The following is a 24,614-nucleotide window of genomic DNA, read 5'->3' as shown; positions in this document are numbered from 1 at the left end:
TATAATAATCATTTATATTATGATTCGTTTGACTGATCATTTGCTCATGCTTTGTATTTCAACTTTCTAAATGTCACATATGATTATGAGTATGACTTTTGGCTGTACACAAATATTTATATAGAACTCTCTCTTAATGATTTACTTAGTACGATTTATTTGGATTAAGAAAAAAGGTGGTACGATTATGGACAGACGATTTTTTTTACCAGTTATAATTATGTTCTTATCAGTTCTTTTGCTTGGAGGACTGATAAATTTCCAGGCAGGTTCTGCCCAGGAAACACCAAATTCCGGTGGTTCTGCCCCGGTAATTGGTGATAAGGAGACAATTGAGCAGGAAAGCCCTAAAGCAGATGTTCAGGAACCTGAACAGGTAAATACCAATACCTCAAAAGAAGAAGCTCCTGAGCCATCAGCCACTATGTTCTTTGGCGGTGGTGGAGGAGTCAGTGCACCAACGCCTTCTAGCACAAGTCTAACTTCTGTAGTTGATATTGTAGTGGCAGATTTCGATTACGAGATTGATGGCCTTAATGTGACCTTCACTGATAATTCACAGAATGCTTCTTCTTGGTTCTGGGATTTTGGAGACAATACTAATTCAACAGAGCAGAGTCCGGAGCATGAGTATGAAAATGCTGGTCTCTACACAGTTACTCTGACTGCGTATGGCGAAGATGTATTGAACAATGCTTCAACTGAAATGGATATTGATCTAACTTCAAAGAAAACCGAAGAAGGATCAGAAGAAGGCGGCATCGAAGAAGGTGGCTCTGAAGAGAAAACTCCTGTAACTCAGGAAGTTCCGGAATTCCCAACGATTGCAATCCCAATGGCAGCAATTATTGGTATGGCTTTCATCTTCAGCAGAAGACAGTAAAACTAACATCTGATTAAAACCGTAGGACTACGGTTTTAACTACTTTTTATTTGTCCTTATTTTTTGTTTTACCATTGTTTTACAATACTATACGTTTCATTCCTCTTTGGGAGTATCTCGATTACAAGTTTCTTGAAGCAGCTATTTCCAGTTTTCATTTTCTTGATATTAATGCTCTTTTTTCTTTACAGCGATGATTTTTTATACATTGGTATTCTTTAAGCAATCTCTCAGTATTATCTGAGTAATACTTATCATCAAATACTCTCTTAGGAGGAATCCCTATTACTGCAATTGCTTTGTTAAGTAGTGGCCTTGATTCAGTGACTTCCGTTGCGGCAGTCCTCGAAAAGACTGACATAAAAATGGCCCTTATATTCAGTTACGGACAGCGTGCTGTTAAGCGTGAGATACAGAATTCCATAAAAGTATGTGAACACTTCGGATTGGAGTATCGTGTTCTTGATATTACCTGGATGCAGGAGATCACCAATACATCACTGGTGAACACAGATACCGATGTTCCAAAACTCAGTTTGGAAGAAATATCCGAAGATGCAGACCCTTCCATAACAGTTGAATCTGCAAAGGCTGTCTGGGTCCCAAACAGAAACGGTATACTCATAAACATAGCAGCAGCATATGCTGAAAGCATGGATTGTGACTATGTTATTGTAGGTTTCAACAAAGAGGAAGCTGTTACATTCCCTGATAATTCCCCGGAATTTATCACTGCAATTGATGATTCACTTTCATATTCAACACAGAATGGCGTAAAAGTGCTTGCACCGCTTATTGGCATGGATAAGAAAGAGATAGTTGCCAGGGCCATTGAGCTGAAAGCTCCTCTTGAATATAGCTGGAGCTGCTATCATGGTGCTGATGTTCCTTGCGGGGAATGTGAAAGTTGCACCAGAAGAAGAAGAGCTTTTGAAGCTGCAGGTGCCAAAGATCCTCTGCTTGTAAGGCTTGGTAAGGAATAGATTGTAATTCCATGGTGTTATTTATGGAATGTTTAATTATTGATAAAAAAATGAATTATGACGGTAGCCAGATCTCATCTCTCTGGGCTTATAATCTTGCAGACATCCAGGAAGATTCCATCATAGCTTTCAGAGGTGGATGTGATGTTAAGATCGAGCACATGATCGACCTTGAGGATAAGAAGCAGGGAGATATGATCTTCTCAACAGATATGGTTCATTTTATCATCGAACATTTTGATTCAACAGACCTGAAACTCGTATATGCAAGACAGCGCCTGTTCACTGCAATAGTCAAAGAGATTCTTTCTGAATATCGCAATGACATAATCAGGCAAGGTGATGATCTTTTCGTGGATGACAAAAAGCTGACTGTATCTATCGCAAGTACATCAGCAGTTTCTCAAAAGATCCATTTTGGAATTAATGTTATCCATGATTTCTATGGTAGTTTTGAAGACCTCGGACTTGGAAACAACGATGTTGCAGGTGTGATGGAAAAGATCGCAAAACGATATTACAATGAATTCACCGATATTGAGAAGGACCTCAGGAAATCCAGACCACTGGATGTGATATGATGCGGACAACTCTTAGTGAAGTGTTTTGCTCTGTGCAGGGTGAAGGTCCATATGTAGGATGCAGGCAGGCCTTTGTTCGATTTACAGGATGCAACCTGAAATGCAATTATTGTGACACCCCTGTTGAAGCTACAAAAGTTTGTAAGTTCGAAGCTGTTCCGGGTTCAAATAAGTTTCATGAGATTGAAAATCCATTGAGTCCTGAAAAGGTCAGTGAGATGATCAATTCTTATTCCGGTTTGCACTCCGTATCTTTAACGGGTGGGGAACCACTAATGAATGCAGATTTTATTAATTTGCTCAAAACTAAAGTTCCACTGTATCTGGAGTCAAATATGACACTTCCACGCATGGCTAAGAAAGTGAAGGACAAAGTATCCTATGTTTCAGGTGATGTGAAACTGTTGCCTCATTCATTGCTTGAGGACCCTGAACTTCATCTTGAAAGTACCATTGAGTGCTTCAGGACACTTAAGGTTACTAAAGACAGGGATTGTTTCTGCAAGATAGTTGTAACAAAAGACACATCTGAAGATGACATTGAAGGTGTTGTGGGAGCTATCTCCGGGTATATTTCCTGTTTGATATTACAACCGGTGACACAGAAAGCTATGCAGCCAGAACCTGGATTTCTGCTGAAATTGCAGGAATCTTTCCTTAATGAAATTGATACGCGAATAATACCTCAGACACATAAGATGTGGGGTTGTTTATAATGAAAATGAGACTTGGAATTGTTGATTATATTGATAGTGCCCACTATTTACCAGGGCATGAGACATGTGGCATAGTTCACGGACACACTTACAAAACAGAGATTGTAATTGAAGGCGAAAAGAAAGAGACTGGTATGGTCATGGATTTCTATGAGATCAAGAAGGTCATAAAGGAAGTTCTCAAGGAGTACGACCACGTGCTTCTCAATGACATACTGGAATTCCCAAGTGTTGAGAATCTTTGCGAGCATGTACATGCAAATCTTTCTTCCAGACTTGATTTCCCTCTTTCTGTCAAGATGTGGGAAGGTAATGGCAAGTGGTGTGAAGTAAGTGCATTTTGAATAATTGAATAGAATAATATTAGGGATCTGTAGGAATATGAGGAGTACTTTTGTTAATATAAATTTGTCATAAGTTTACACAAAAGTATATCTACTAGTTTCCCTTAAATTGAGCCGTGTTTATTGGAGCTGCATAGAGCTATAGGAGCTATATAATGGAAAATGAAAAAGCAGACGTTTGTGAAATAGAAATAAACAAGGATGACGATGTCAAGAGAGTGATAGCACAACATCCCTGTTATTCCAAAGAAGCCCAACACAAGTTCGGAAGAATCCACCTTGCAGTAGCTCCGAAATGCAATATTCAGTGCAATTATTGTGATCGTAAGTTTGACTGCGTCAATGAGAGCAGACCAGGTGTTACCAGTGAAGTTCTGAGTCCACAGGCTGCACTTGAGAAGACAAAGCAGGTACTGGAAGCTTATCCATTCATCAAGGTCGTCGGTATTGCAGGACCTGGAGATCCATTGGCTAACGATGAGACATTTGAGACATTGGAGCTTATCAAGAAAGAATTCCCTGATGTAACACTCTGTCTCAGTACAAATGGCCTAGCACTTCCTGAAAAGATGCCTGATCTTCTAAGGGTCGGAGTAACCACGCTTACAGTGACCATGAATGCTATCGATCCTGAGATCGAAGCACAGCTCATAGGCCATATATCCTATAAGGGTAAGATCTACAGAGGTCTAGAGGCTGCTGAGATAATGGTTAAGAACCAGCTTGAAGGTATCAGGATGGCTGTAGAAGCTGGTCTTGTAGTAAAGATCAACACTGTTCTTGTCCCGGGTATTAATGATGAGCATATTGTTGAGCTTGCACAGAAGATCAATGAACTTGGTGTCTTCATAATGAATGTGATGCCACTTATCTGTCAGGCAAAGTTTGCTGACAGGACAGCACCAACACCAGCTGAATGTAAGGCCATTCAGGACAAGTGTGCACCTTATGTCCAGCAGATGAGGCATTGTCGCCAGTGTAGGTCTGATGCATATGGACTTATCGGCCAGGACATGTCACAGATGAGTGAAGAACGCAGGAACATTATTAAGGTTGATATGAAAAAGAAGGGCTCATGTGGAAAGGAGTAAGTCCTTTTCACTGAAACCTTTTCATATTATTTCGTCATTTTATTCTATTAATTCTACTAATTGCAGGTGTTTTTTTTGAATATCGAAGAGCTTGCGGCAAATTTAAGGAACTTTGAAGGCGTCACCAGAAAAAAACCGATAGCAGATATCGTAAGCATATTTGAAACTGTAAGGTCTGAGTATGGTGAGGTCATAGATGATTTTGGTGATGATGCAGCTATCATCGATATTGGTACCGATGATGTAATACTGTTTGCAGCCGATGCCATATGGGGCAGGATCGTCAATAAGAGTCCCTGGTGGACTGGTTATACTTCTGTTGTTGTCAATGTGAATGATATTTCTGCAATGGGTGGGCGTCCTCTTGCAATGGTCAATGTAATGTCTTCCAGTGATCTGGAATCCACAGAAGAGATTATGAAAGGAATTCGTGATGGGATAAAGAAGTTCGGAGTTCCAATGGTGGGTGGTCATATGCACCCTGATACTCCATACAATTCCCTTGCAGTTGCCATAATCGGAATTGCAAAGAAGGACTGCGTTATCAGAAGTGACAGCGCAAATCCTGGAGATGTTGTAATAGTTGCCTACGATATGGATGGTCTTGTCGGCAAGAACTCGCCATATAGCTGGGATACCACGTCTTTTAAGAATGCTGATGTTGTGCGTGAGCGTTTCATGGTTATGCAGGAGATCGGAGAAAAGAAGCTGGTAACTGCTGGAAAAGATATAAGCAATCCCGGAACAATAGGCACACTTGGTATGCTCTGCGAGGTCAGCAGGGTAGGTGCTTCAGTTGACCTTAGCAAGATCCCATGTCCTGAAGGTCTTGATCTTGAGCAGTGGCTTAAGATATATCCTGCAACCGGTTATGTTGTTACTGCAAAGGCTAAGCACGCTGCTGAGTGTGTTGAAGTTTTTGAAAATGCAGGTATAAAGGCTGCAGTGATCGGTGAGATTAACGATAGCCAGGTAATCGATATTTATAGTGACAGCGGTAAAGCTGTTGTTTTTGATTTTAAAGAAAGTGGAATTACAGGAATATAAACAGACAGCAAAAAGCTGCCTTTTTCCTGAATCTTATTTTTGAAAAACTTAATTCTTCTAAAAATACGAATTGTACGTAAACGAGAGTTATCTATTAATTTAACTCTCTATCCATGCCTTAAGTTCTTCATGCAGGAACTTCTCGGCAGCCTGTACTACTTCCAGTGTACCTCTCAGAGCGATTAGTTCTCTCTCATCAGTATCCACAATGTGTACATTGATCTTCCTTTCGACAGGTTCGAGGTCGAACTCTTCCACGAGGTCATAGATGATATATGAAGGAGTTCCAGGTGGTATGATAAGGTCATAGAGGTCTTCAAGATCCTGTTCTGCCGGTCTGTTTTCCTTCTTAGTTTTTGATCTTTCAAGATCTTCAAGAGTAAGTTTCCTTGTCAATGTGATCACCGTCTTTCTGCTTTGATGGTCTAATACACATAAATAGTAATCGCTATATTCTTCTCAGAATAAATCCTAATTTATGAGGTTTAACTATTAATACTGTTAGTTATAAAAATGTAGATAGTGATTATCGTTTTAATATTGATATTGAGTGAAGGAGTTTAAGAATGAGATTAATTGATTTATCCGATGCAAAAGGGCAGATAAGGGTTGAGTTTGGTGGATGTAATATGAAGTGTCCCTATTGCGTTCACATACATCAGCCTGTTAAAGAATGGACTGTGGACGAGATACTTGATTATGCCAGAAAGTCTACAACCGAGAACGTATATCTCGGAGGTGCAGAACCAACCCTGCAAAAAGACCTTCTACCTTTAATAGAGGGCTTGCATGAGATGGGAAAACAGGTCATCCTGAAATCTAATGGCATGAAGCCTGATGTACTTGAAAAAGCTCTTCCGTTTGTTTATGGTTTTGTACTTGAGATCAAAGCACCTGGAGATGATGTCAAAGCAGTGATGGAAGTTACAGGGATGTCTGAAGAGAGGACACAGAAATATCTGAAACTCCTTAATGAATCCATGGCCATTGCAAAGCAAAAATGGCTCCGGCTGTGGATACGTGTAATTCCTGAATATGTGAATGCTGAAAACATGCCTCGCATATTACCAGATCTTGAGGGTGCTTCTGAAGTGATGCTCTACCAGTTCATGAGTAATCCTGAGTTTGATCTGCCATTCATGGGTCATGAGACGCCAACACCTTCATGGGACGAGTTAAAAGAACTTGGAGATATGGTTCTTGAGAAGGTTCCTCAGGTGAGACTTGTAGGGGAGAGGGGAAAACTGGTGCTGACCAAATAGTAGTAGAATTGAAGAGTTAAGAGGATTTTTCGGAATCCTTTGAAATTTATTTTTATATAATTTAATATGTGTCTCAGGTTGCTTTTTATAAATGCAAACCGGTACATTTATTCGTTTAGAGAATGTTATATAGGGTTGATTGAAATGCAGGAATACAAGTTAAAGCGTGGTTATAAACCTGAGATGGATAGGATTTACGAGTGCCTTACTGAGAGTTTTCCAAGTGAGATAAAGGAAGAAGATGGAAAGTATGTAACTTCTTATGGTGTTCTTTCCAAAATTAAGGTATGGATAGAAGGTAAGAAACTTGCTGTCGATACTGAGTCTGATACTTCTGTGACTGATGATGAACTTATTCTTGATTCTAACAAGCGTTTCAGGGATTTCCTTTACGCAGCTACGGGCTATACGGCTAAGGAGCGCCTGAAGCAGGCAAAGAAGGAAGTTTCCAAGTAATTTTCTTCTTTTTCTTTAAGCTCACGGAGTCGTTATCATGGACTTTCTTGAAAAACTGAAGAGCTTTGATATTCCAACCTGTCTGAGAATTTGTGCAGGAACTGACGGTTCGGTTACTTTTCTGCTTGAAATAATGACCAAGCATCCTACTGCTGTGGTTACTGAATATCAGCACATTATTCCTGCAGATGAGCAAATGGCTGAACTGTTCGATGTGAGTGTGGGTTCGGATATCAATGAGCGTGTGGTGACCCTTACTGCCGGCGATGTGCCATATGTTTTTGCCCGTTCCCTGTCGGCTATTGAAAAGATGCCCGAAGGGGTACGTGCTGATATGATGAAAGCTGATATTCCAATCGGCAGGATTTTGCGCGACCACGATATTGAAACTCGCAGGGACTTTGAAAATATTGAGGTTGTTGAAGATGAGCCTCTGTTCGGATCTCAAAAACTACTATCACGTTCCTATCGTATTGTCCACCACAGCGGCGTATTGATGTGGATCAATGAGAAATTCCCTGTCGACACACGCTGGTGTTTATAAATAACTGCTCTTCCAACCGAAAGCTTATTAATTGATTCTGTATATTAGGGGAGAGCACCCCCATATTCTGTTCGTGCCTCGGTGGCTTAGGGGTATAGCGCGTCCTTGGTAAGGACGAGGCCGTGGGTTCAAATCCCACCCGAGGCTTGAAATCTCGGGGTTAAAAGCCCCAATATTCTTATTTTTTATAACTGCTAACTTCAATAGCTCATGCTAGGCAAAAAAATACAATTTTATCAAAAAAGATGTTTTTCTTTACTTCCAAATAAAAATGCTGCATTACTGAAGTAATGCAGCAAAATTTAATTCACAATTATTTTAAGATTTAATGGACTCAAGTATTGATGGTAATTTAGCACTCAATACTTCCAAATCAGAACCAAAGAGGGTGAAATTCTCCCATTTGTTCATTTTCTTGTTGAACTTAGATAACTGGAGCCATTTAACAGTTGAACCGTCATCTTTCTTCTTTTCTGAGATTGTTACTGCTGTGTTTGCTAGATGTATCTTTTCACCTATCTGCCTAATTCCATATTCATTATATTCATCTGACATTCATTAATACCTCAATTGAAAATTGAAATATCAATACAAGAACCTTGATAATTTCGCTAAAAAGAGGGCGTATTAGTAAAATGTAAACAGTACTGTTTTTGTGCAGAGATAAATTTAGAACAGAATTTGACCTATTTTTAGTAAGGAAATGATGTTCCTCACTAGCTCCCCGCAGTGTTCGTCACATCATTTTTAGAGGGGAGTTTGGTATTTGACGGACAGAATTACTTTGTAAATCTGCCCTTTAAAAAAGGTTGGTGCGTCAATGCGCCCTTTGGTTGCATTCACGCATAGCATTTGATTACTTGCAACATATACTGACAGTTTGCAGGACTTGCAGTCCTGCGCAGACTTCCACTCTCAGGGAGCAGAATTTGTCGGCTCCCTTTCGTTTCAGTCTTGCTTTAGTTACAGGATTTAGGTGATGAGCTATTAGGAATATGCTGCGCACACAGTGGGGTTTCGGAGAAACCCCACTTTAACTGCTCGCAGAGGTGCATCAAATATATTAATAATGTATATCTTACCCTATTTGGCAAGTGGTTAAAAATGGCTCAAATATTGAAAGAAGAAACTAGTCTTTCTGAGGCAGGCGGTAAAAGAATATTAGGTGGAATTGGGGCAATTATTTTAGGTATTCTTATATTGTATTTCACTCAACAAGGCTTAATTGGCGTTGGCATTCTTATTATCGGACTTATAATCGTAAAACAAGGTAGTGCTTTTTGGAAAGGATCAGAGGGAGAGGATTTAGTCACCGGTCTCCTTGAACATATGCCTGATAATTGGTATATCATTAATGATATGGTAGTAGGTTCATCACAGATTGATCATATTGTGGTTTGTCCTAAGGGTGTTTATACTATTGAGACTAAGAATTATAGAGGAACAATTTATGGAAATGCAAATGACCAGTATTGGATGCAGGTTTTTCCAAATGGTTCTGAATATGACTTTTACAATCCTGTCAAACAAGGAAACAAGCACTCTTTAGAACTCAGCAAATATCTCGAAGAAAACAATCTGAAATCGTGGGTCAATACTGTTGTTGTTTTCCCAGGTGACGAAGTTACTTTGAAGGTCTATTCTCCAAAAACAAAAGTGTTGTATCTAAAAGAATTGGCTGCTTATTTCATGGAGCAAAGAGACACATTAGATCAAAAATTCTGTGATGATGTTGTGGAGTGCATACAGAAATTAGTTCCAAAAGAAGAAAGTGTCAGCCAAAATAATTAATTGCCAACAAATTTTTTGAATAAATACTAACGAGAACAAAATCAAATAATTTATATGTAAAACTTAACTTAATGCAAAGTGTGGCATGTCTAATAATTGGTCGAAAGTCACCAAAATTTGACTAACCAACCTGTCATGCCACATTTGCTATAAATATATCAATATTATTCAAGCTCGTTAATTACATTATCAACTGTTCGATCAATACTTTCACATCTTGTTTTTTGTTCTACTAAGAATGATTTCTGTTGCATATACATTTGTGAATCATAGTTCATTAGTGAATCTTTGTTTTCTTCCATAAAAGCAAGCATGTCATTAATGTGAGTTTCAAATACTGAACATTGAACTTGCACATCTCTTCCTGCACTTCTAACTTCACTTGCTTTTAAGCTAATTTCATTTTGAGTTGTAGAAGATGTTCTCTTAAAATATGACATATCATTTGTCAACTTTATGTAATCATTATATGCAGTTAATTTGACGTTCCAATTGTTTACTGCATCATTGAAAGCATCGACTCGTATTTTATACTGAGAAGAGTACACATTATATTCATCAATAACTCCCTGATTTGCAATAGTAGAGCTTACTTTACTAACAGTTTCTACATCTTCTGCACAGCCTAGCGTAGAAATTAGTATAATTAGTAGACCAAATGTCAATAATTTGATTTTTGAATCATTTTTAAAAATGTTAACCACATCCTATCTTTAAGAATAAATTAAAGCAGAAGATAAGATACAATCACAATATATATTATTTTTGCATATAATAATGATTTATGGATAAGTTAATCTATATATTGAATACCTGGAATTGCCTGAATGCTTGCATATGATTCTCAAAATGCAGACATGCTGTGTCATATGTTCCCCAGGCACATGCATTTCCTAGAATAATCATCCTTAGTACTATGTCAGGGTGCAGATCACTTGACTGTGTATCAATGAAGTCTTGTACATCGTAAGATGTTAATGCTGAAGTTCTGCGTAGTTTTCGATATTCATTAATTCTGTCGTATAGCTCTTTTTCAGTTGTAATCGGTTTTTCATTCATGAAAAGTGATATGTTTTTTGCATATATGCTGGTGTACCAAGTGGGGTGAAAGTAAACATATTATTTTAACAACAAAACAGAATAAAAAGATTTATATGCAACCTTTCTATTTTTACACGTTGGTGGTATAATGTCTTCAAGTGTTAAAATAATAATAGTCGTATTTTTGTATCTTTTAATGTTGTTTTCTGTTGTTGCAATTGCCGGACTTAGCAATATCTAAGTCTATTTTCCAAGCTTAACCTACATTTCAGGTAGAGATTTTAAATACTGAAATTCAACTAAAAATCGCATTGTAGGCCAACTGTGGCACACACGCCTTAATCGTGTACCTAAGGGAACAGGTGAAAAAAGCCAGAGGCGCCGCGAAGCGGCGCAAATGCTGGGTAGGTAGGATATTTTAGATGTATAGAGGATTTTGTAAAAACGATATCGAGAGATTTTTGAAAGGAAAAATAGTAGTGATTTTTAAGTACCAGTGTATAGATGGATTCCAGTGGAAATACTACAGGATTATCAAGATAAAGGCAAAATAAACACATTTAAAAAGAATGAAAGTCTTTTTACCTTCTACGAATAAAAATAAATTCAACAATAAACATCGATGGAGTGTTGGTTTATATGGTTATGACTACCGGAAGCTTTGGTTACTTTGAAGTGGCAAATGGTTTAGAAAATATTGAAGAAATTAAAAATAAAACTAATAATTTTGGTCATACAAGAAATGAGGATGAACAACAGTTAAACTCTGTTATACGTTTAGATGGAACTATGGGTAACCTAGGCAATGGTATTCATATGATTTCAGGAACTGTTTACGATCAGTATATCAAGACATCTACTTTTGTAAATCGTAATGGTACTGATAATGATGGTCTGCCAGCATATGAAATTGAACGAAGACCGCATGTGGATGTTAGATGGGGCCAATTTTGGATTTTGAATAACGGAATGTTACTTACTCGAATTAAAAACGACAGACCTTTTATATCACAAGTAGTAAGCCAGGCATTGGGTTGTCCAGTTTATTCATCCAGTATTAGCATTAGACGAATTGCTGAAGATTACACAAATAATTGGCTGGGTGGAATAGTCGATAGAGATGGAAATTGGCAAAAAGGAACACTATATGGGGATGATTTAAGATCCGACGACTGTGTTGGAAGTGAATTTGCAAATTGTACAAAGAATCAAGTAGGTAGCTTTACTCAATATTTTGGTGGAACCTCTAAATTTAAGGTTACAAAAGATGGAACAATTGTAGTTTATACAAATTTAGATGACGATAGAGACTCATACGTGAAGTTTGTTTTGAACGAATTACATACCTATTTTATAACGGAAGATACAAATTAGTAACCAATATATTTGCGAATATTTCTAGTTAAATATTGAGGTTTCTTCAAGGTTATTTTGACATTATTTTCCTTAAAAGAAACCTTTGTTTCTTCCTTCTCAATATTAATCGTATCTTCATCAGTTATTTTCTTTATATCACGAATAATTTCGCATACTAAAAAGGAATTCTTTTCTTCAGAATTACCAAAACAATGCTCATGAACAATATTTTTTGTTTCTTCCATTAGAACCAAATAATCATCAATAATTTCTAATTCTTTATATGTCAACCTCAAATCGCTATCTAGCTGTATTGTAAGGCAATATTCTTCCGATTCTGTAATTTCTTCTTCACCCAGAAGTTCGTCAATAGAATCAATGAAAATATTCACTTTAGTTCCAAAATTCTCAGGATTTATACACATTGATTCAGGTCTAACAGTTACTTTTGTAATGTTAAATTGCTTACATTTTTCTTTTATCAAATTATATATATTAGAATCCAAATCTCCTGTTTTTTGAGGATAATAAGCTTTTAAAAGTAGCGAGTAACGAAAACTACGGTAAAAATGCTTAATTTTAAGGCTTCTTAAAAAAATTATGACATGTTTTTGATACAAGTATGTCCCAATTGCTGTAACTATGAATGTAATAACAACGCTAATAGCAATCCAAAAAATTTCCTCTTTAGCATTATCAAGTATACCCATTATTCCCCACAACAATCATTGTTTAATCATAATTATGAATTTTTTCCTATAATGCTTTATCTATTTTTAAGTCTATTGGATTTGAAATGAAACACCTAAGCTCATTTTCGTTTAGATTTATTCATGTCTTTGGCTATTCTATTTTCATCCAAAAACTCTACTATACCTCATTGTATTGTGATTAGATCTAACTGCAATACCCCGAGAAATACCAAGTTCTTTGAATTCTTTTGATAATTGCTTTGCCTGCCTGTATGTATCGACAACAACAGGTTCAAGAGTGGATTTATGGCGAGGTTTAACAGGTTTTAGGTTCTTTTTACGTTCTTTGTATGGTCTGATGACTCCGGAGTCTACAAAGACGTGACCAAATATCTTTTTGAAGCCTATGTTAAAGGTGGTGCAGAAATTGATGAGTGGATCTTTTGCTTTTTCCCATAGGCGTTTGGTTTTGAAGAATACTTTTGTGCAGCTCTCGCGGGCTGTGTCGAGTATTCCTTCTGATTTCCAGTGATTGATATAACGCCAGAGGGAACGTTCAGGAATCTCTGTTTGTTCCTGTATGTCTCGGAAGTCTGCACAGCCTTCAGATTGAAGGGCTATAAATGCCAGGGCTTTTATGGCTTTGATGTTCTCGCCAAGGTCTATGTTTTCAGTTTTGTCTTTGTCCTGTTTGTAGTTCCATTCTGGGAGTTCGTAGCGGTAGTCAAATATCTTTTCAGAATCGAAGTAATTATCAGAAACGTACTCAAGGGGTGCAACAAAGTTAAGCAGGGAGAACAGGAGTTTATCAAGATCTCCTTTCAGGGATAGGAATTCATTGATAGAGGGATTCTGTTTTGAATCGGATTTAAGGAATACTTCAAGCTTGGGGTGTCTGAGTGGATCTTCAGGGACACGGTCAAGGAAGTTTGTTATGCGGTATGATTTGACACTATGCTGATAAAGTGTTCTTATTTTGCAGGTTGAAAAATCCGGATTATCCAGTTTATACATATCATATTTTCCAGATTTCAGGGTTTTGACGAGTTTTGAATCTCCACGCATGGAGGATTCATGTTCTATTGCCTGAAGCATTGTTACTATATCATGCTCAAAGTGTTCATTGTATCGTATGTGTCTGGCCATCTGATAGATGGTAGAACGTGAACGGTCTATCTTTTGCTGGAAGCGATGAGCTCCTAAGAAGTCCATGAGCTCAAAGATGATGTCAAAGTGTTCGTCAAGGTCGATATAGGAGGATTGTATATGGATCTGTGTTCCTACTGAAGGAAGGTTTAGTATTTTGCCTGTTTTTGTTTTTGTTCCTGCACCAAAAAGAGGTTTTATGGTGTATGTGCATTTTGAAGCTCCTTCTTTATCTGTCCATTGTAGCATATATTCAAAGGCCAGTTTCTTTGTTTTTGGATTGTAAAGGCCACCCTGTTTTGACCAGAATTTAAAGGAACGGTCACCTATGTTGATGTGGTGATTATAGCCATCAGTCACATTGTTAGAGTAATAACTGACCACAGCATAATAAAAGTCCAAGTCTGTTATATGGAAATAACAGCCGAACTCATGAGTGACCGGTTCAGGGAATTTATGAACCATATGCTTGTAGAGCTTATCTTTTAAAGATCACTACTTCACGTTTACAACTAAGTTATCCGTTGTTAGGTTCATAAGGTCGAAGTATTGCATATGCTCCGCTGTCATCCATGTCTAATTCATATTTGACACACTCAGTCACCAGATTTCCATCTGGATCAACAATACCTAGAGCAAAAGCAACTTTTTGAGGTAATGTTATATTCAGACGGCCACCATTTTCTCTGATGCGATATGCTGTTTTAGCCATCAGATCAAACCCCTTGACCTTTTTAGCTCATCCAGCGTAATCTCTCCACGTCTTACAGGTTCAAGAAGTAAATTGAGTTTTTCATTTGCCAGCTTATCAATTTTAAGCATCAGTTTTTTTGATGGTGATAAGTGGTTCAAAAATTCATCATCTAATGTACCTAAACAATAGTCATCATTTATAGATTGACTTACAGAATGCAATTGAGTTTTTATGCTAAACATCTCCAGTTCAGTTTAGCAAAAAAGGATGCACAGATTGTGCACCTTCTGGATTTTTATTTTATTATATGTAGGCTTCTTTTATTTTTGGATTTTGTTTGTGGTATTGTTATGGGCTTATTATTTTTGTAGTATTGTTATGGGCTTATTATTTTGATGGTATTATTATGGGCTTATTATTTTTGTGGTTTATATTGGCTTCTTTTGCCTTCTTTTATTTTTGTTGTATTATGCCCTTTATTGTATTTTTGTTGTTATTTGCCCTTTTATTATATTTTGTTGTATTATGCCCTTTATTGTATTTTGTTATTATTTTGTTATTTTTCTTTATTGCCTTTTTCTTATTTTTCTTATCCTTTTGAAGAAAACCTTTTTTGCAAGGTACCTTTAGAAAAATTTATTATTTATAGTTTTTGAAAATCAATAAAAACAGTCATGTTTTTGTATCTCAAATCTTTATATTCTGCAATATCTCATTTACCCTGGCTTCAACTAATTCATTAAGCCTAGATTCCATTAATTTAGATAGAGAATCTTCCAATGGCTGTGATTTTTCTTCGATTTCAAGTGCTTTTTCTAAGGTTAATACTGAACCACACTTGAAACAGAACATATTATTTGGAGTATTCAAGGTTTTACATCTGGGGCACTTATGAACCTTCGGTTTGTTTTCCTCTTCTTCGAGTTCAACACCGTTTGCTTTCAATACGGCTGTATCAACATCACGCCCGGATAAGTGAACATATATCGATGGAACATCAGAACCTTGCACCCATCCAAAATATGAGTTCATTTGTGCTTCTGTTAAGTGATTAGCCATATATGTGGCTCGGCTATGTCTGAATAGATGAGCGTGTATTCTTTTCTTGATACCTGCTTTTTTGGCTATCTTCTTCAATTGCTTAAGTATAGCTGGGTAGCTAATCATTTTAGCAGTATTGTTTTTGTTTGTATCGAAGTTCCACCATAAAGGTGCATTAGGATTATCTCTTTCGGGGTGCTGTTCGAGCCATGCCATAAGGCGGCGAACTGAATAAAAGAGCATTACAGTACGATGTCCTGTTTTGCCATCAACTCTTATTTTCATGCCTTCATCAGAATGCATGATGTGTTTGATTTTCAGATTTCCAATTTCTCCGATTCGACAACCTGAATCCCATAAAATAGCTATTAGAGCTTGATCTCTTGTATTGCGCGTGGCTTCTATCATCTTGTTGACTTCATCCTCTGTGAGAAGTTCTTCAGGTAATTTGCGCCCTTTACTTTTCTTTGTTGATTGGAAGAAGTCTGTTAATTCGGATTCTTTCCCACCATTCAGCCACCTGTAGTATTTCTTAAGTGTGACTGCATAGTCATGTCTTGTTTCTTCGCTCTCTGTTTTTTTCCTGACAGCTATGAGCACATCTTCTATGTCAGTCTTAACTGCTTCATTCAATGGTTTGTCATTCATCATGAGGGCAATTTGCTTCAAAGTACTGACATATTTCATTTTTCTAAATTCGGTTAACCCCTCAATATCGCATTGCCTGATGAAATCCTTAATAAGCTGAATGTTAGTTTCAGATATCTTTCCTTTAAGTCCTGATATTCTTGTTTCAAGCTTGGCAGTATAGAGAGACATACAAAGTAATAGTTTTAGGGGCTCTTAACCCTTTGGTTCAAATCCCACCCGAGGCTTTTGCTATTTTTGCTAGTAAGCAGTCAATTCTCTATATTTACCAATCAAGAAAGATGTTACTGGGATTATAGCAGATTTCATACAGGTAGAGCACGCTTTGATTGGGGGCTCTTACAATGCCAATATATATTAAGTTATAAATTTGAATATAAATTGGATGTTTAGAAAATTAGAGCGGTATCTTACAGTCATCAAAGTCTTCACAAAATACAATTTATTCTCTCTGATCTACAAGGATATACATAGGGATTACATATCACTTAAAAAATGTACCTGCTCCTATGACCAGAAAGGTAGTGGCAATGCTGTTAAACTACGGCTTGCTCTGGAAGAGCTTGGTCCTTGTTTTGTAAAGCTGGGACAGACACTCAGCAAGCGTTCTGATCTGCTCCCACCTACTTATGTAATTGAACTGGAAAAATTACAGGACAAAGTTCAAGCTCTTGATTTTGATGAAATGCGTGCTTCTTTTAGTACAGAATGTATTTGTGAAATGTCAGAATGCCAGCATGAGCATAACTCTGCTTGCTATCATTGTAATGATATATTGGATATCTTCGATGAATTTGACACAAAACCTATTGCAAGTGCATCGATCGGACAGGTATACCATGGTGTTTTGAACGGTAAGGATGTTGCTGTAAAGATTGCACGTCCCAATCTTGCTGATATTATCGATCTGGACCTTTCTATCCTGGATGATATGAAACCCATTCTTATGAAAATCCTTAGATTGGGCCCAAATTTCAACATAGATGCTTTCCTTAAAGAATTCAGAGAAATGTTACATCGGGAACTTGATTACAGGTATGAGGCCGTAAATATGAAACGGCTCCGCAGGAACTTCGAAGATGTAGGCAATGTGATAATTCCCGATGCGTACATGGATTACTGCCGTGAGAATATTCTTGTAATGGATTATATTGAAGGCACTTCTGTAAAGGATCTAACAGGGGTTGACCAGAGTACAAGAGCAGAATATGCAAGAATAATTTCTTCCAGCTATTTGAAACAGGTCTATCTTGATGGTTTCTACCATGCTGATCCTCACGGTGGCAACATAATAGTAAAGGATGGAACTGTTGCATTCATAGACCTTGGTGCTGTGGGGAGCATTGATGGCGATCTGAAACGCAATATGATGAATTTCTTTTATGCCATATACAAACAAAATACGGATATGGCAACTGAAATGCTTCTGAAGATCGCAGATACTGATGAAGAGGATGTTGACATCCGTGGCCTGAAAAAGGACATGGATGATCTGATAGCTGACCAGCATTATGGAGCAGGTGGCAGAAAAAGTGACAGCTATGCCATACTTGCCCTGAAATATGACCTGTCACTGCCTGCAGAATTCTCAACTCTTGAGCGTGCAGTATTGCTCATAGAAGGTGTCAGTCTACAGTTAGATCCGAATTACAATATAATGTCTGAGGCTGAGGAGCTTATCAGCAAAGTACTCAGGGATCGATATTCTCCCGGTAAAGCCTTGGAAGGGGTTCAATTCGAGGCAGATGAATATCTGACCATTCTAAAAGAGATACCCAAAGGCTTTGCAGATGTGCTGAAAACAATAAGGGGTTACAGGATAGAGAATCTGGAAGGTAAGAGCAACATTGTCCGAAAATATGGGCCAATAAAAGACCTCTCTAAAACGTTGTTCCTGCTGGCATTATTAATTCTTTCTGCATACTTGATGATAAAAGGAGAAGGAATTATCTTTACAATAGGAATAAGTGGTTTTATTGTTGGGACTTTAACAGGGATCTATTCCATAATACGTTCCTGATAGTGTCTTATTAGTGAAACAATATGGACTGATCATCGATAGCCGAATCATCGGTATGATAAGTGGTATGTTCAAAAGAATAAGAAAAATGAAACTAATTATAAGCAGGTTCTGGCAGATTGGAACTATGCTATTCATACCAGTATCTGCATGATGAGGTAGCTTACTCCAAATACAATTGCTCCCATGCCCAGGTACAGGAATATGTTCCTGTATACTACCTCTTTTTCAGATCCTGCTTTAATCCCGAATCCACCACAACAGCCGCCTTTTGCACATGTGCTACATGCAGGATATTCTTTTTCATTCTTGTTGGACGTTGTGTTCAAAACAGGTACTATTTTTGTTTCTGTCATTTTATTCATCCCTTGCAATTGATCTAACTTTTCATACATTATGTAGTCATTTAGTTAAGTTTTTGAAGTATTTCATCTAATTTCTCTCTATTCTCTTCCTGGGACCTTTCGATCTTTGAGATCCTTTGATCATAATCATATCTGTCATTTTCATGTCTGTCACTGCCACATCTGTTTCTTCCAAAGCCTGAAGAAACAGCCCATATTATTGCTATGATAATAAGTATACTGAATATCATACCAAATCCTCCGAACAGTCCATAACTGCCGTAGCCTCCGTACATGCCTCCGTACATCATTATATCACCTTATTTTTCTAAATGAGTCTATTGTACGGCTTAATAGCCATACATCATGCCTGGACCCATTCCACCTCTGTAACCACGTCCGTAAGTTCCGGATTGGTAGGTACCAGAATAGGTGCTAGTATCTGTTATCACATCTCCTGTAAATGCATCAATACGTCCTTGTTTTATTGTGCCAGCATCATCTGTGTAATAAACGATCCACCATCTGCCCATGTGGTAGATGTTATCCATTGAGGCATCGGCACTTATCTCTGTCTTTGCAATGTCATAGGCTTCTTTTACAGTTGAAACAGCATATTCTTGTGTTGTATCTGCATATCCATAGCTGTCTCCATAACTTCCCCAGCAGGTTCCTAGTCCATATCCATATCCTCCCATATGGTCAGTCATCCAGTTGTACATTGGCCCGTACCAGGTATTGGTATTTTCATTTGTGTTTGCGTTTACAGCTCCTATTCCACCGAGAAGCAGAAAAGCTGCCCCGATAGCGAGTAGCATTGTTGTTCTTTTCATGTTTTTCGCCTTCTTCATCATAGAATCACACGTGGTATTCATCTTACATGTGTAGTCTATACACTACATATTGCATTAGTATGTTTTATAGTTTACGAACAAAACACAAAATCATAAAAAAGTGACTTAAAAATACACCAAAGTGTTTTCAAATATTCGATTAGATGTTTTCTTCTCTCCATCGCTATGTCCTGTATTTAAACGGTCAGGCTCTTTTTGGTTATGACAGTTTATTTTATTTGTCACTAGTTATGCATCTCCTGATATTATATTTGAAAAATACTATGTGTTCTATTATTAAAACATTATAAAATTATATCGGAAGATTTATACCTTACTTTAGAGAATATAGTCTTGAAATAACTAATCACGGTCTATGGGGTATACATGGAATACATAGAAAATTGTACCAATGAGCTTTGCTTTTGTAAATCCAGTTTGAAGGATGCCAGTTTCTTTATTGATCCAATGGTTGGTTTGTTATGTCTTTTCTGAAAGACATTAAGCCAGTGTTGCTTCTTTATGTTCTGGGTGACACCATAACTACTCTGTATGCGTTGCATACAGGAAATTTCTATGAAGGGAATCCTTTATTATCCAATATCTTCCACACGTATGGCTTTACTTCACTTATCCCTTTGAAGATCGCATTTTTATTTTTAATGTATCATGTCTACAAAAATGCTGACAGGTATTACTGGAACATAACAAGATATTCTGTTGCCTGCATCGGTCTGCTTGCAACATTGAGTAACACAGTAGCAGTTTTTCATGGTTAAGTAAGGAAAAGTACAACATAAATACATACTAACTCTTTCCACATCTATAATTTAAGGAAGCAACCTTTCCCTCACATTTCTAGAGGTAGCTTTTAATCTTTTAAATCAATGTCTACTTAGATTTTCATTATTCAGGAATGGTTTTTCTATGACTAAAATTGCTTATCTGTATGTACTTGACACAATGACTGACTGGGAGCCGAGTTTTTTGATCACTGAACTGAATATGGGTCGATTTTTTAGAATAGATGCAGAAAAGTACACCGTAAAAACGGTTGGTATTACAAAAGAATCTATTGTGACAATGGGTGGAATGCGCATTGTACCCGATCTAAGTATCGATGAGTTATCAACTGATAATGCAGGAGTGTTAATTATTCCAGGTGGGGATACCTGGTTGCAATCAATTCATGATCCTTTTATCAGTAAAGTAAGAGACTTTCTGGATGCCGGTGTTCTGGTGGCTGCTATTTGCGGTGCAACAATGGGACTGGCAAAGGCAGGTTTGCTTGACAACCGGACACATACAAGCAATGACCTTGGATTTCTGAAATCCATTTGCCCGAATTATGCCGGTGAAACGCTTTATTGCAATGAACCTGTTGTTATCGGTGATAATGTTATTACTGCTTCTGGTGTTGCTCCACTTGAGTTTGCACGTGAGGTTTTAAGAGAACTTGATGTTTTTTCAGCAGGGACGCTGGAAGCGTGGTATAATCTTTATACTACTCATGAGGCACAGTATTTCTATGCACTTATGGAGTCGCTGGAGAAGTAAGTGAAAAAAGTATTTATTAGTCGAGTATATTTATGGCCAAAAAGAATTACTCTACTTCATTGGTAATTTTTGGATTAAGTAGTGATATCTAACAGTTATGTGGTTTTACTCACTTAAATTTTCATATGGATTATTTTCATTTTGAAGGGAATTATCGTCTATTAATATTTTATTTATCCTTTTTTCTCCTGCAAGATCAAATGTTACTCCTGTTAACAGTATTTCACCAAATGGGAGCATCACAAGTGTTCCTATCAACAGGGCCAAGAATCCTATATTCACAATAACTCCGTAAAGAACAAATATAATTATTGTTTCCACTGGATTGTTTATTGCAATTCTGGAACTTTCCTTACAAGCTGCAATGCCTCCATACCCTCTGAGGATAAGAAGTGTTATGGAGTAAAACAAGAAAAAAACTACAATGTTTGCTATTACTGAGTTGATAACATAAAGGAGTACAAATGGTATCATCATAGCTATGACGACTATCCAACTTCTAAAGAAGTTTTTGAGTCTAAATCCTTCAAGTATATCTTTTAACCTGATCTCTTCTGATTTTAGGCTTTTTACAGCCATTAAGTTATAACCATATGAAAGAGGAGCAAACGTTATTATAAATATTGATCCAAATATAAGTACGAGAGTTGCTGCAATCCACGTCCCCAAGTCTTTTTTGGTAAGCATCCATGATTCTTTCATTAATCCTTCATAATCCACTATAACTTCTCCAAAAATCGATAATTCTGGTGATGTTTCAATCTATTATTAATTTTCTTATATGAGTGGTGTCGTTTATTTGGATTTAATCAGCATTAACATTATAGTATGTGATATTTTATGATGAAGTTATTTTCTCGTCGACTATACTATACATATATTGGAGTTTTTGTCGAGTATACTCGACAAATTTAGCATTTTTTATCGATTATAGTCGATGTGTATATAAATAAAGATGTTAAATTGTTATTGTGGATATCAAAGAAAAGCTAAAGAATGCAATTATCGATTGGCATGAAAGGGAATTACCATCGTTGCAGAGGCGAGGTTACAAGCTCGATCTCAACACACCGCATGTGAATGATATTGTGGGTGTCAGAAGATGTGGCAAGACCTTTTACATTTATCAGTTGATACAGGAGCTGATTGGTCAGGGAGTTTTAAAGAGTAGAATACTGTACCTAAATCTTGATGATGACCGGCTTCAGCCGATAAATGGAAATGAGCTTCAGCTTTTGATAGAAACATTCAGGGAACTTCAGGACGTTCAGAACAGTGATGATGATCGTTTGTATCTTTTCCTGGATGAAGTTCAGAGTTATCCATCATGGGAGCGATGGGTAAAGGGTGTCTATGACAGAAAACAAAACGTGAAAATAGTCATTAGTGGCTCTAATGCTTCCCTGCTTTCACAGGACATATCCACATTACTAACAGGCAGGCACCTGAGCACAAGGATGTTCCCTTTTAGTTTTGCTGAGTTCCTTGAATATCACTCAATAAATTACAACATGAAGACACTTCCATATTCGGAGGACAAGGTCGTCATTAAGCGAATGTTTAACGAATATCTGGTGAATGGTGGCTTCCCGGAGACGATAGTTTTCCCTTCTATTCAGCATCATGAACTGTTGCAGTCTTATTTTGACGATATTATATATCGTGATATAATCTCAAGATATGGAATCAGGAATCCACAGGTGTTCAAAGACCTTGCTTTGTTCTGTATCTCAAATATCGCAAAACCACATACTTACAATTCACTCAGGAGACTCTTTGCCAATTATTCATCCATAAGCACTGATTCCCTGATAAATTACATCAACTATCTTGAGGATGCTTTCCTGCTTTTCAGTGTTTCCCATTATGATGAGTCTTTAAAGCAGCAGATGAGCAAACCCAGAAAATTGTATTGTATCGATAATGGAATGATCAATGCAGTTTCTTTCAAACTTTCCTCGGACACCGGCAGACTATATGAAAATATGGCTTTCATTCAGCTCTTGCGTTCCGGTCAGGAGGTTTATTATTGGCAGAACCAGAAAGGCCATGAAGTTGATTTTGTTACAAAGAAAGGTCTTGAACCAACCCAGTTGGTACAGGTCTGCTATAATCTTTCGGATCCGGAAACAAAAGAACGGGAGATAAACGGTCTGCTCGCCGGCATGAAGAACTTCAGGATGAATGAAGGATTAATAATCACTTCCGATGAGTTTGGTGAGGAAGAGATTGAGGGGAAGAAGGTGAGGTATATGCCGTTGTGGTATTGGATTTTGAAAGAGAAAACCTGAAAACTTTAAGTTTCACTTCTTCCCCCTATTTCTCTTATCTCTCACATATATCAACATACTTTTTCCTGAACCGCTATGCGTTCTTTTGTCGATATCGAAAAGGTTTGTTGCTTCAACCAGTTCTCCAAGTTTCTTATAGCCATAGTTCCTTGGATCAAAATCAGGACTGCGTTTGATAAGATTTCCGCCAACCTCTGCAAGAAAAGCCCATCCGTCTTCATCAGCTGAATCTTCAACAGCATTTCTCAGGTGATTCACAAGTTTTGAGTCCCCTTTGAGCTCATTAGTACTCCATTTTTCTGATTTAGAGGATGTTGATATTTCAGATATTGAAGTTTCTTCCTTTCTCAGGTTTTCAGTATAGATGAATTTGTCACATGCAGAGATGAAAGCCACAGGTGTTTTCTTTTCCCCGAAACCATATACCTTAAGACCTGCTTCCCTTATTCTCTGTGACAGGCGGGTAAAATCACTGTCACTTGAAACAATGCAAAAACCATCCAGTTTTTCTGTATAAAGAAGGTCCATAGCATCAATGATAAGTGAACTGTCAGTTGCATTCTTTCCTGTGGTATATGCAAATTGCTGAATGGGTTGGATCGAATGGTCCAGCAATGATTCTTTCCATGAAACCAGGTTAGGGGACGTCCAGTCTCCATATATCCTTTTCACACTGGCAACGCCATAGATTGCGATCTCGTCCATCAAGCCTTCTATAATGGATGGCTGTGCGTTATCAGCATCTATCAGTACAGCAAGTTTATCATGAGTTCCATTCTCTTCCATATTTTATATCATCTTCCAGTTTAAAATATCAGAGTTTAAATCTCAATATCATATAATTTGATAGTCACTTGAAGGGAAAAGAAGCAATCTACTGTTGCCCCTTTCTCAGACTCTTCATTCTTTCAAGTTCAGCCTCAAGTTCCTGGATCTTCAGCTCATCGATCTTGTCAGTAAGCTCATCCAGTTCTCTGTCTGCCATCTTTACAGAATCATGGAGTTTTTCAAGAATATTCTTCTCCAGACTGAGTTTTTGTTTCTTAGTCTCACTGACAAGGTCCTCAACAAGGATCTTTCCTTCTTCCTTGCTAAGTTTACCAGTATCAACTTTTTCCTTTACGAATTCTCTGATTCTCTCTTCTGAAAGTGCTGCAAGTCCTGCACCGATAAGTGCTGCTGCCCCTAAAAGACCGACTTTTTTCATTTTATCCATATTTATAACTCCCACTAATCAATTTTCATAGATTATC

At 37.4% G+C, this 24,614-nt stretch carries 30 protein-coding genes and 1 tRNA gene; 17 read left to right on the top strand and 14 right to left on the bottom strand.

The genetic code is table 11. The annotated features are described in order from the left end of the window. The first annotated feature begins 187 nt into the window (after positions 1 to 187). From BLP52_RS07675 to BLP52_RS07645, 7 genes are all read left to right on the top strand, one after another. Entirely contained in the window at positions 188 to 883 is a 696-nt protein-coding gene (locus BLP52_RS07675) for a PKD domain-containing protein (protein WP_238380757.1), read from the top strand. Positions 884 to 1,167: 284 nt separating this feature from the next. Next, positions 1,168 to 1,866: a 7-cyano-7-deazaguanine synthase QueC gene (gene queC, locus BLP52_RS07670; protein WP_091709889.1), complete on the top strand. Its 699-nt coding sequence runs from the start codon at positions 1,168 to 1,170 to the stop codon at positions 1,864 to 1,866. 23 nt (positions 1,867 to 1,889) lie between these two features. Beyond that, positions 1,890 to 2,447 carry a DUF366 family protein gene (locus BLP52_RS07665; protein WP_091709888.1) on the top strand — a complete coding sequence of 186 codons (558 nt, stop codon included), beginning with the start codon at positions 1,890 to 1,892 and terminating at the stop codon, positions 2,445 to 2,447. Then, positions 2,444 to 3,163 carry a 7-carboxy-7-deazaguanine synthase QueE gene (locus BLP52_RS07660; RefSeq protein ID WP_394328632.1) on the top strand — a complete coding sequence of 240 codons (720 nt, stop codon included), beginning with the start codon at positions 2,444 to 2,446 and terminating at the stop codon, positions 3,161 to 3,163. Before BLP52_RS07665 ends, BLP52_RS07660 begins: the two co-directional genes overlap by 4 nt. Further along, positions 3,160 to 3,507, top strand: coding sequence for a 6-carboxytetrahydropterin synthase QueD (gene queD / locus BLP52_RS07655; RefSeq protein WP_091710002.1), 348 nt, complete (start codon positions 3,160 to 3,162; stop codon positions 3,505 to 3,507). Before BLP52_RS07660 ends, queD begins: the two co-directional genes overlap by 4 nt. A 155-nt stretch (positions 3,508 to 3,662) precedes the next feature. Beyond that, complete coding sequence (gene nifB, locus BLP52_RS07650; protein WP_091709887.1) at positions 3,663 to 4,598, top strand: nitrogenase cofactor biosynthesis protein NifB; 936 nt, start codon at positions 3,663 to 3,665, stop codon at positions 4,596 to 4,598. Positions 4,599 to 4,673: 75 nt separating this feature from the next. After that, positions 4,674 to 5,645: a methanogenesis marker 2 protein gene (locus tag BLP52_RS07645; RefSeq protein WP_091709886.1), complete on the top strand. Its 972-nt coding sequence runs from the start codon at positions 4,674 to 4,676 to the stop codon at positions 5,643 to 5,645. A 99-nt stretch (positions 5,646 to 5,744) separates the two neighbouring features. Here BLP52_RS07645 and BLP52_RS07640 read toward each other — a convergent pair whose 3' ends face one another. Beyond that, positions 5,745 to 6,041 (bottom strand): hypothetical protein, encoded by a 297-nt coding sequence (locus BLP52_RS07640; protein ID WP_091710001.1) that lies wholly within the window; start codon positions 6,039 to 6,041, stop codon positions 5,745 to 5,747. 170 nt (positions 6,042 to 6,211) lie between these two features. Between BLP52_RS07640 and BLP52_RS07635 the strand changes: the two genes are divergently transcribed. From BLP52_RS07635 to BLP52_RS07620, 4 genes are all read left to right on the top strand, one after another. After that, complete coding sequence (locus tag BLP52_RS07635) at positions 6,212 to 6,907, top strand: radical SAM protein (RefSeq protein ID WP_091709885.1); 696 nt, start codon at positions 6,212 to 6,214, stop codon at positions 6,905 to 6,907. A 144-nt stretch (positions 6,908 to 7,051) separates the two neighbouring features. Continuing rightward, positions 7,052 to 7,363 (top strand): DUF5611 family protein, encoded by a 312-nt coding sequence (locus BLP52_RS07630; RefSeq protein WP_091710000.1) that lies wholly within the window; start codon positions 7,052 to 7,054, stop codon positions 7,361 to 7,363. A 37-nt stretch (positions 7,364 to 7,400) separates the two neighbouring features. Continuing rightward, positions 7,401 to 7,907 carry a chorismate--pyruvate lyase family protein gene (locus BLP52_RS07625; RefSeq protein WP_091709884.1) on the top strand — a complete coding sequence of 169 codons (507 nt, stop codon included), beginning with the start codon at positions 7,401 to 7,403 and terminating at the stop codon, positions 7,905 to 7,907. A gap of 75 nt (positions 7,908 to 7,982) precedes the next feature. Beyond that, positions 7,983 to 8,054 (top strand) — tRNA-Thr (locus BLP52_RS07620). A 171-nt stretch (positions 8,055 to 8,225) separates the two neighbouring features. On the opposite strand, the gene BLP52_RS07615 is transcribed toward BLP52_RS07620, so the two are convergent. Next, entirely contained in the window at positions 8,226 to 8,462 is a 237-nt protein-coding gene (locus BLP52_RS07615) for a hypothetical protein (protein ID WP_091709883.1), read from the bottom strand. A gap of 549 nt (positions 8,463 to 9,011) precedes the next feature. On the opposite strand from BLP52_RS07615, the gene BLP52_RS07610 reads away from it, so the two are divergent. Further along, on the top strand, positions 9,012 to 9,698 hold the full coding sequence (locus BLP52_RS07610; protein WP_091709882.1) for a nuclease-related domain-containing protein: 687 nt from the start codon (positions 9,012 to 9,014) through the stop codon (positions 9,696 to 9,698). Between the two features lie 164 nt (positions 9,699 to 9,862). Here BLP52_RS07610 and BLP52_RS07605 read toward each other — a convergent pair whose 3' ends face one another. Together BLP52_RS07605 and BLP52_RS14520 are read right to left on the bottom strand one after the other, a co-directional pair. Next, complete coding sequence (locus BLP52_RS07605; RefSeq protein ID WP_154717815.1) at positions 9,863 to 10,363, bottom strand: hypothetical protein; 501 nt, start codon at positions 10,361 to 10,363, stop codon at positions 9,863 to 9,865. A gap of 133 nt (positions 10,364 to 10,496) precedes the next feature. After that, the gene (locus BLP52_RS14520) at positions 10,497 to 10,757 is read right to left on the bottom strand and encodes a hypothetical protein (RefSeq protein ID WP_091709880.1); all 261 of its coding nucleotides are present in this window, start codon (positions 10,755 to 10,757) and stop codon (positions 10,497 to 10,499) included. A gap of 621 nt (positions 10,758 to 11,378) precedes the next feature. Between BLP52_RS14520 and BLP52_RS07595 the strand changes: the two genes are divergently transcribed. Next, positions 11,379 to 12,113, top strand: a complete 735-nt coding sequence (locus tag BLP52_RS07595; protein ID WP_091709879.1) for a hypothetical protein — start codon at positions 11,379 to 11,381, stop codon at positions 12,111 to 12,113. Here the strand turns inward: BLP52_RS07595 and BLP52_RS07590 are convergent. From BLP52_RS07590 to BLP52_RS07570, 4 genes are all read right to left on the bottom strand, one after another. Next, positions 12,110 to 12,805: a hypothetical protein gene (locus BLP52_RS07590; protein ID WP_091709878.1), complete on the bottom strand. Its 696-nt coding sequence runs from the start codon at positions 12,803 to 12,805 to the stop codon at positions 12,110 to 12,112. The two genes, BLP52_RS07595 and BLP52_RS07590, sit on opposite strands and share 4 nt — an antisense overlap. Positions 12,806 to 12,949: 144 nt before the next feature. Continuing rightward, positions 12,950 to 14,398, bottom strand: a complete 1,449-nt coding sequence (locus tag BLP52_RS07585) for a DUF7845 domain-containing protein (RefSeq protein ID WP_091709877.1) — start codon at positions 14,396 to 14,398, stop codon at positions 12,950 to 12,952. Between the two features lie 52 nt (positions 14,399 to 14,450). Continuing rightward, positions 14,451 to 14,645 (bottom strand): hypothetical protein, encoded by a 195-nt coding sequence (locus tag BLP52_RS07580; RefSeq protein WP_091709876.1) that lies wholly within the window; start codon positions 14,643 to 14,645, stop codon positions 14,451 to 14,453. A gap of 669 nt (positions 14,646 to 15,314) precedes the next feature. Beyond that, a complete protein-coding gene (locus BLP52_RS07570; protein ID WP_091709874.1) occupies positions 15,315 to 16,487 on the bottom strand; it encodes a tyrosine-type recombinase/integrase in 1,173 nt (390 codons plus the stop codon). 214 nt (positions 16,488 to 16,701) lie between these two features. Here BLP52_RS07570 and BLP52_RS07565 point away from each other — a divergent pair, with 214 nt between their 5' ends. Then, on the top strand, positions 16,702 to 18,336 hold the full coding sequence (locus BLP52_RS07565) for an ABC1 kinase family protein (protein WP_091709999.1): 1,635 nt from the start codon (positions 16,702 to 16,704) through the stop codon (positions 18,334 to 18,336). A 134-nt stretch (positions 18,337 to 18,470) separates the two neighbouring features. Here BLP52_RS07565 and BLP52_RS07560 read toward each other — a convergent pair whose 3' ends face one another. The 3 genes from BLP52_RS07560 to BLP52_RS07550 are packed head-to-tail and all read right to left on the bottom strand — an operon-like array spanning position 18,471 to position 19,513. After that, positions 18,471 to 18,692 carry a hypothetical protein gene (locus tag BLP52_RS07560; RefSeq protein WP_091709873.1) on the bottom strand — a complete coding sequence of 74 codons (222 nt, stop codon included), beginning with the start codon at positions 18,690 to 18,692 and terminating at the stop codon, positions 18,471 to 18,473. A gap of 50 nt (positions 18,693 to 18,742) precedes the next feature. After that, a complete protein-coding gene (locus BLP52_RS14570; protein ID WP_091709872.1) occupies positions 18,743 to 18,991 on the bottom strand; it encodes a hypothetical protein in 249 nt (82 codons plus the stop codon). Between the two features lie 39 nt (positions 18,992 to 19,030). Further along, positions 19,031 to 19,513 carry a hypothetical protein gene (locus BLP52_RS07550; RefSeq protein ID WP_154717814.1) on the bottom strand — a complete coding sequence of 161 codons (483 nt, stop codon included), beginning with the start codon at positions 19,511 to 19,513 and terminating at the stop codon, positions 19,031 to 19,033. A gap of 482 nt (positions 19,514 to 19,995) precedes the next feature. Here BLP52_RS07550 and BLP52_RS07545 point away from each other — a divergent pair, with 482 nt between their 5' ends. Further along, a complete protein-coding gene (locus tag BLP52_RS07545; protein ID WP_091709870.1) occupies positions 19,996 to 20,292 on the top strand; it encodes a DUF5658 family protein in 297 nt (98 codons plus the stop codon). 148 nt (positions 20,293 to 20,440) lie between these two features. Beyond that, complete coding sequence (locus BLP52_RS07540; protein WP_091709869.1) at positions 20,441 to 21,070, top strand: type 1 glutamine amidotransferase family protein; 630 nt, start codon at positions 20,441 to 20,443, stop codon at positions 21,068 to 21,070. A 105-nt stretch (positions 21,071 to 21,175) separates the two neighbouring features. On the opposite strand, the gene BLP52_RS07535 is transcribed toward BLP52_RS07540, so the two are convergent. Beyond that, the gene (locus tag BLP52_RS07535) at positions 21,176 to 21,790 is read right to left on the bottom strand and encodes a hypothetical protein (protein WP_091709868.1); all 615 of its coding nucleotides are present in this window, start codon (positions 21,788 to 21,790) and stop codon (positions 21,176 to 21,178) included. Positions 21,791 to 22,041: 251 nt separating this feature from the next. Between BLP52_RS07535 and BLP52_RS07530 the strand changes: the two genes are divergently transcribed. Further along, entirely contained in the window at positions 22,042 to 23,361 is a 1,320-nt protein-coding gene (locus BLP52_RS07530; RefSeq protein WP_091709867.1) for an ATP-binding protein, read from the top strand. 12 nt (positions 23,362 to 23,373) lie between these two features. On the opposite strand, the gene BLP52_RS07525 is transcribed toward BLP52_RS07530, so the two are convergent. After that, on the bottom strand, positions 23,374 to 24,147 hold the full coding sequence (locus BLP52_RS07525; protein ID WP_091709866.1) for an NYN domain-containing protein: 774 nt from the start codon (positions 24,145 to 24,147) through the stop codon (positions 23,374 to 23,376). Between the two features lie 88 nt (positions 24,148 to 24,235). Beyond that, on the bottom strand, positions 24,236 to 24,577 hold the full coding sequence (locus tag BLP52_RS07520; protein WP_091709865.1) for a hypothetical protein: 342 nt from the start codon (positions 24,575 to 24,577) through the stop codon (positions 24,236 to 24,238). Between the last annotated feature and the right edge of the window lie 37 nt (positions 24,578 to 24,614).

The organism is Methanolobus vulcani (assembly GCF_900100715.1).
Taxonomy (GTDB): Archaea; Halobacteriota; Methanosarcinia; order Methanosarcinales; family Methanosarcinaceae; genus Methanolobus; species Methanolobus vulcani.
The sequence above is the reverse complement of the archived record's forward strand: the minus strand, read 5'-3'. Positions and strand labels throughout refer to the sequence as shown.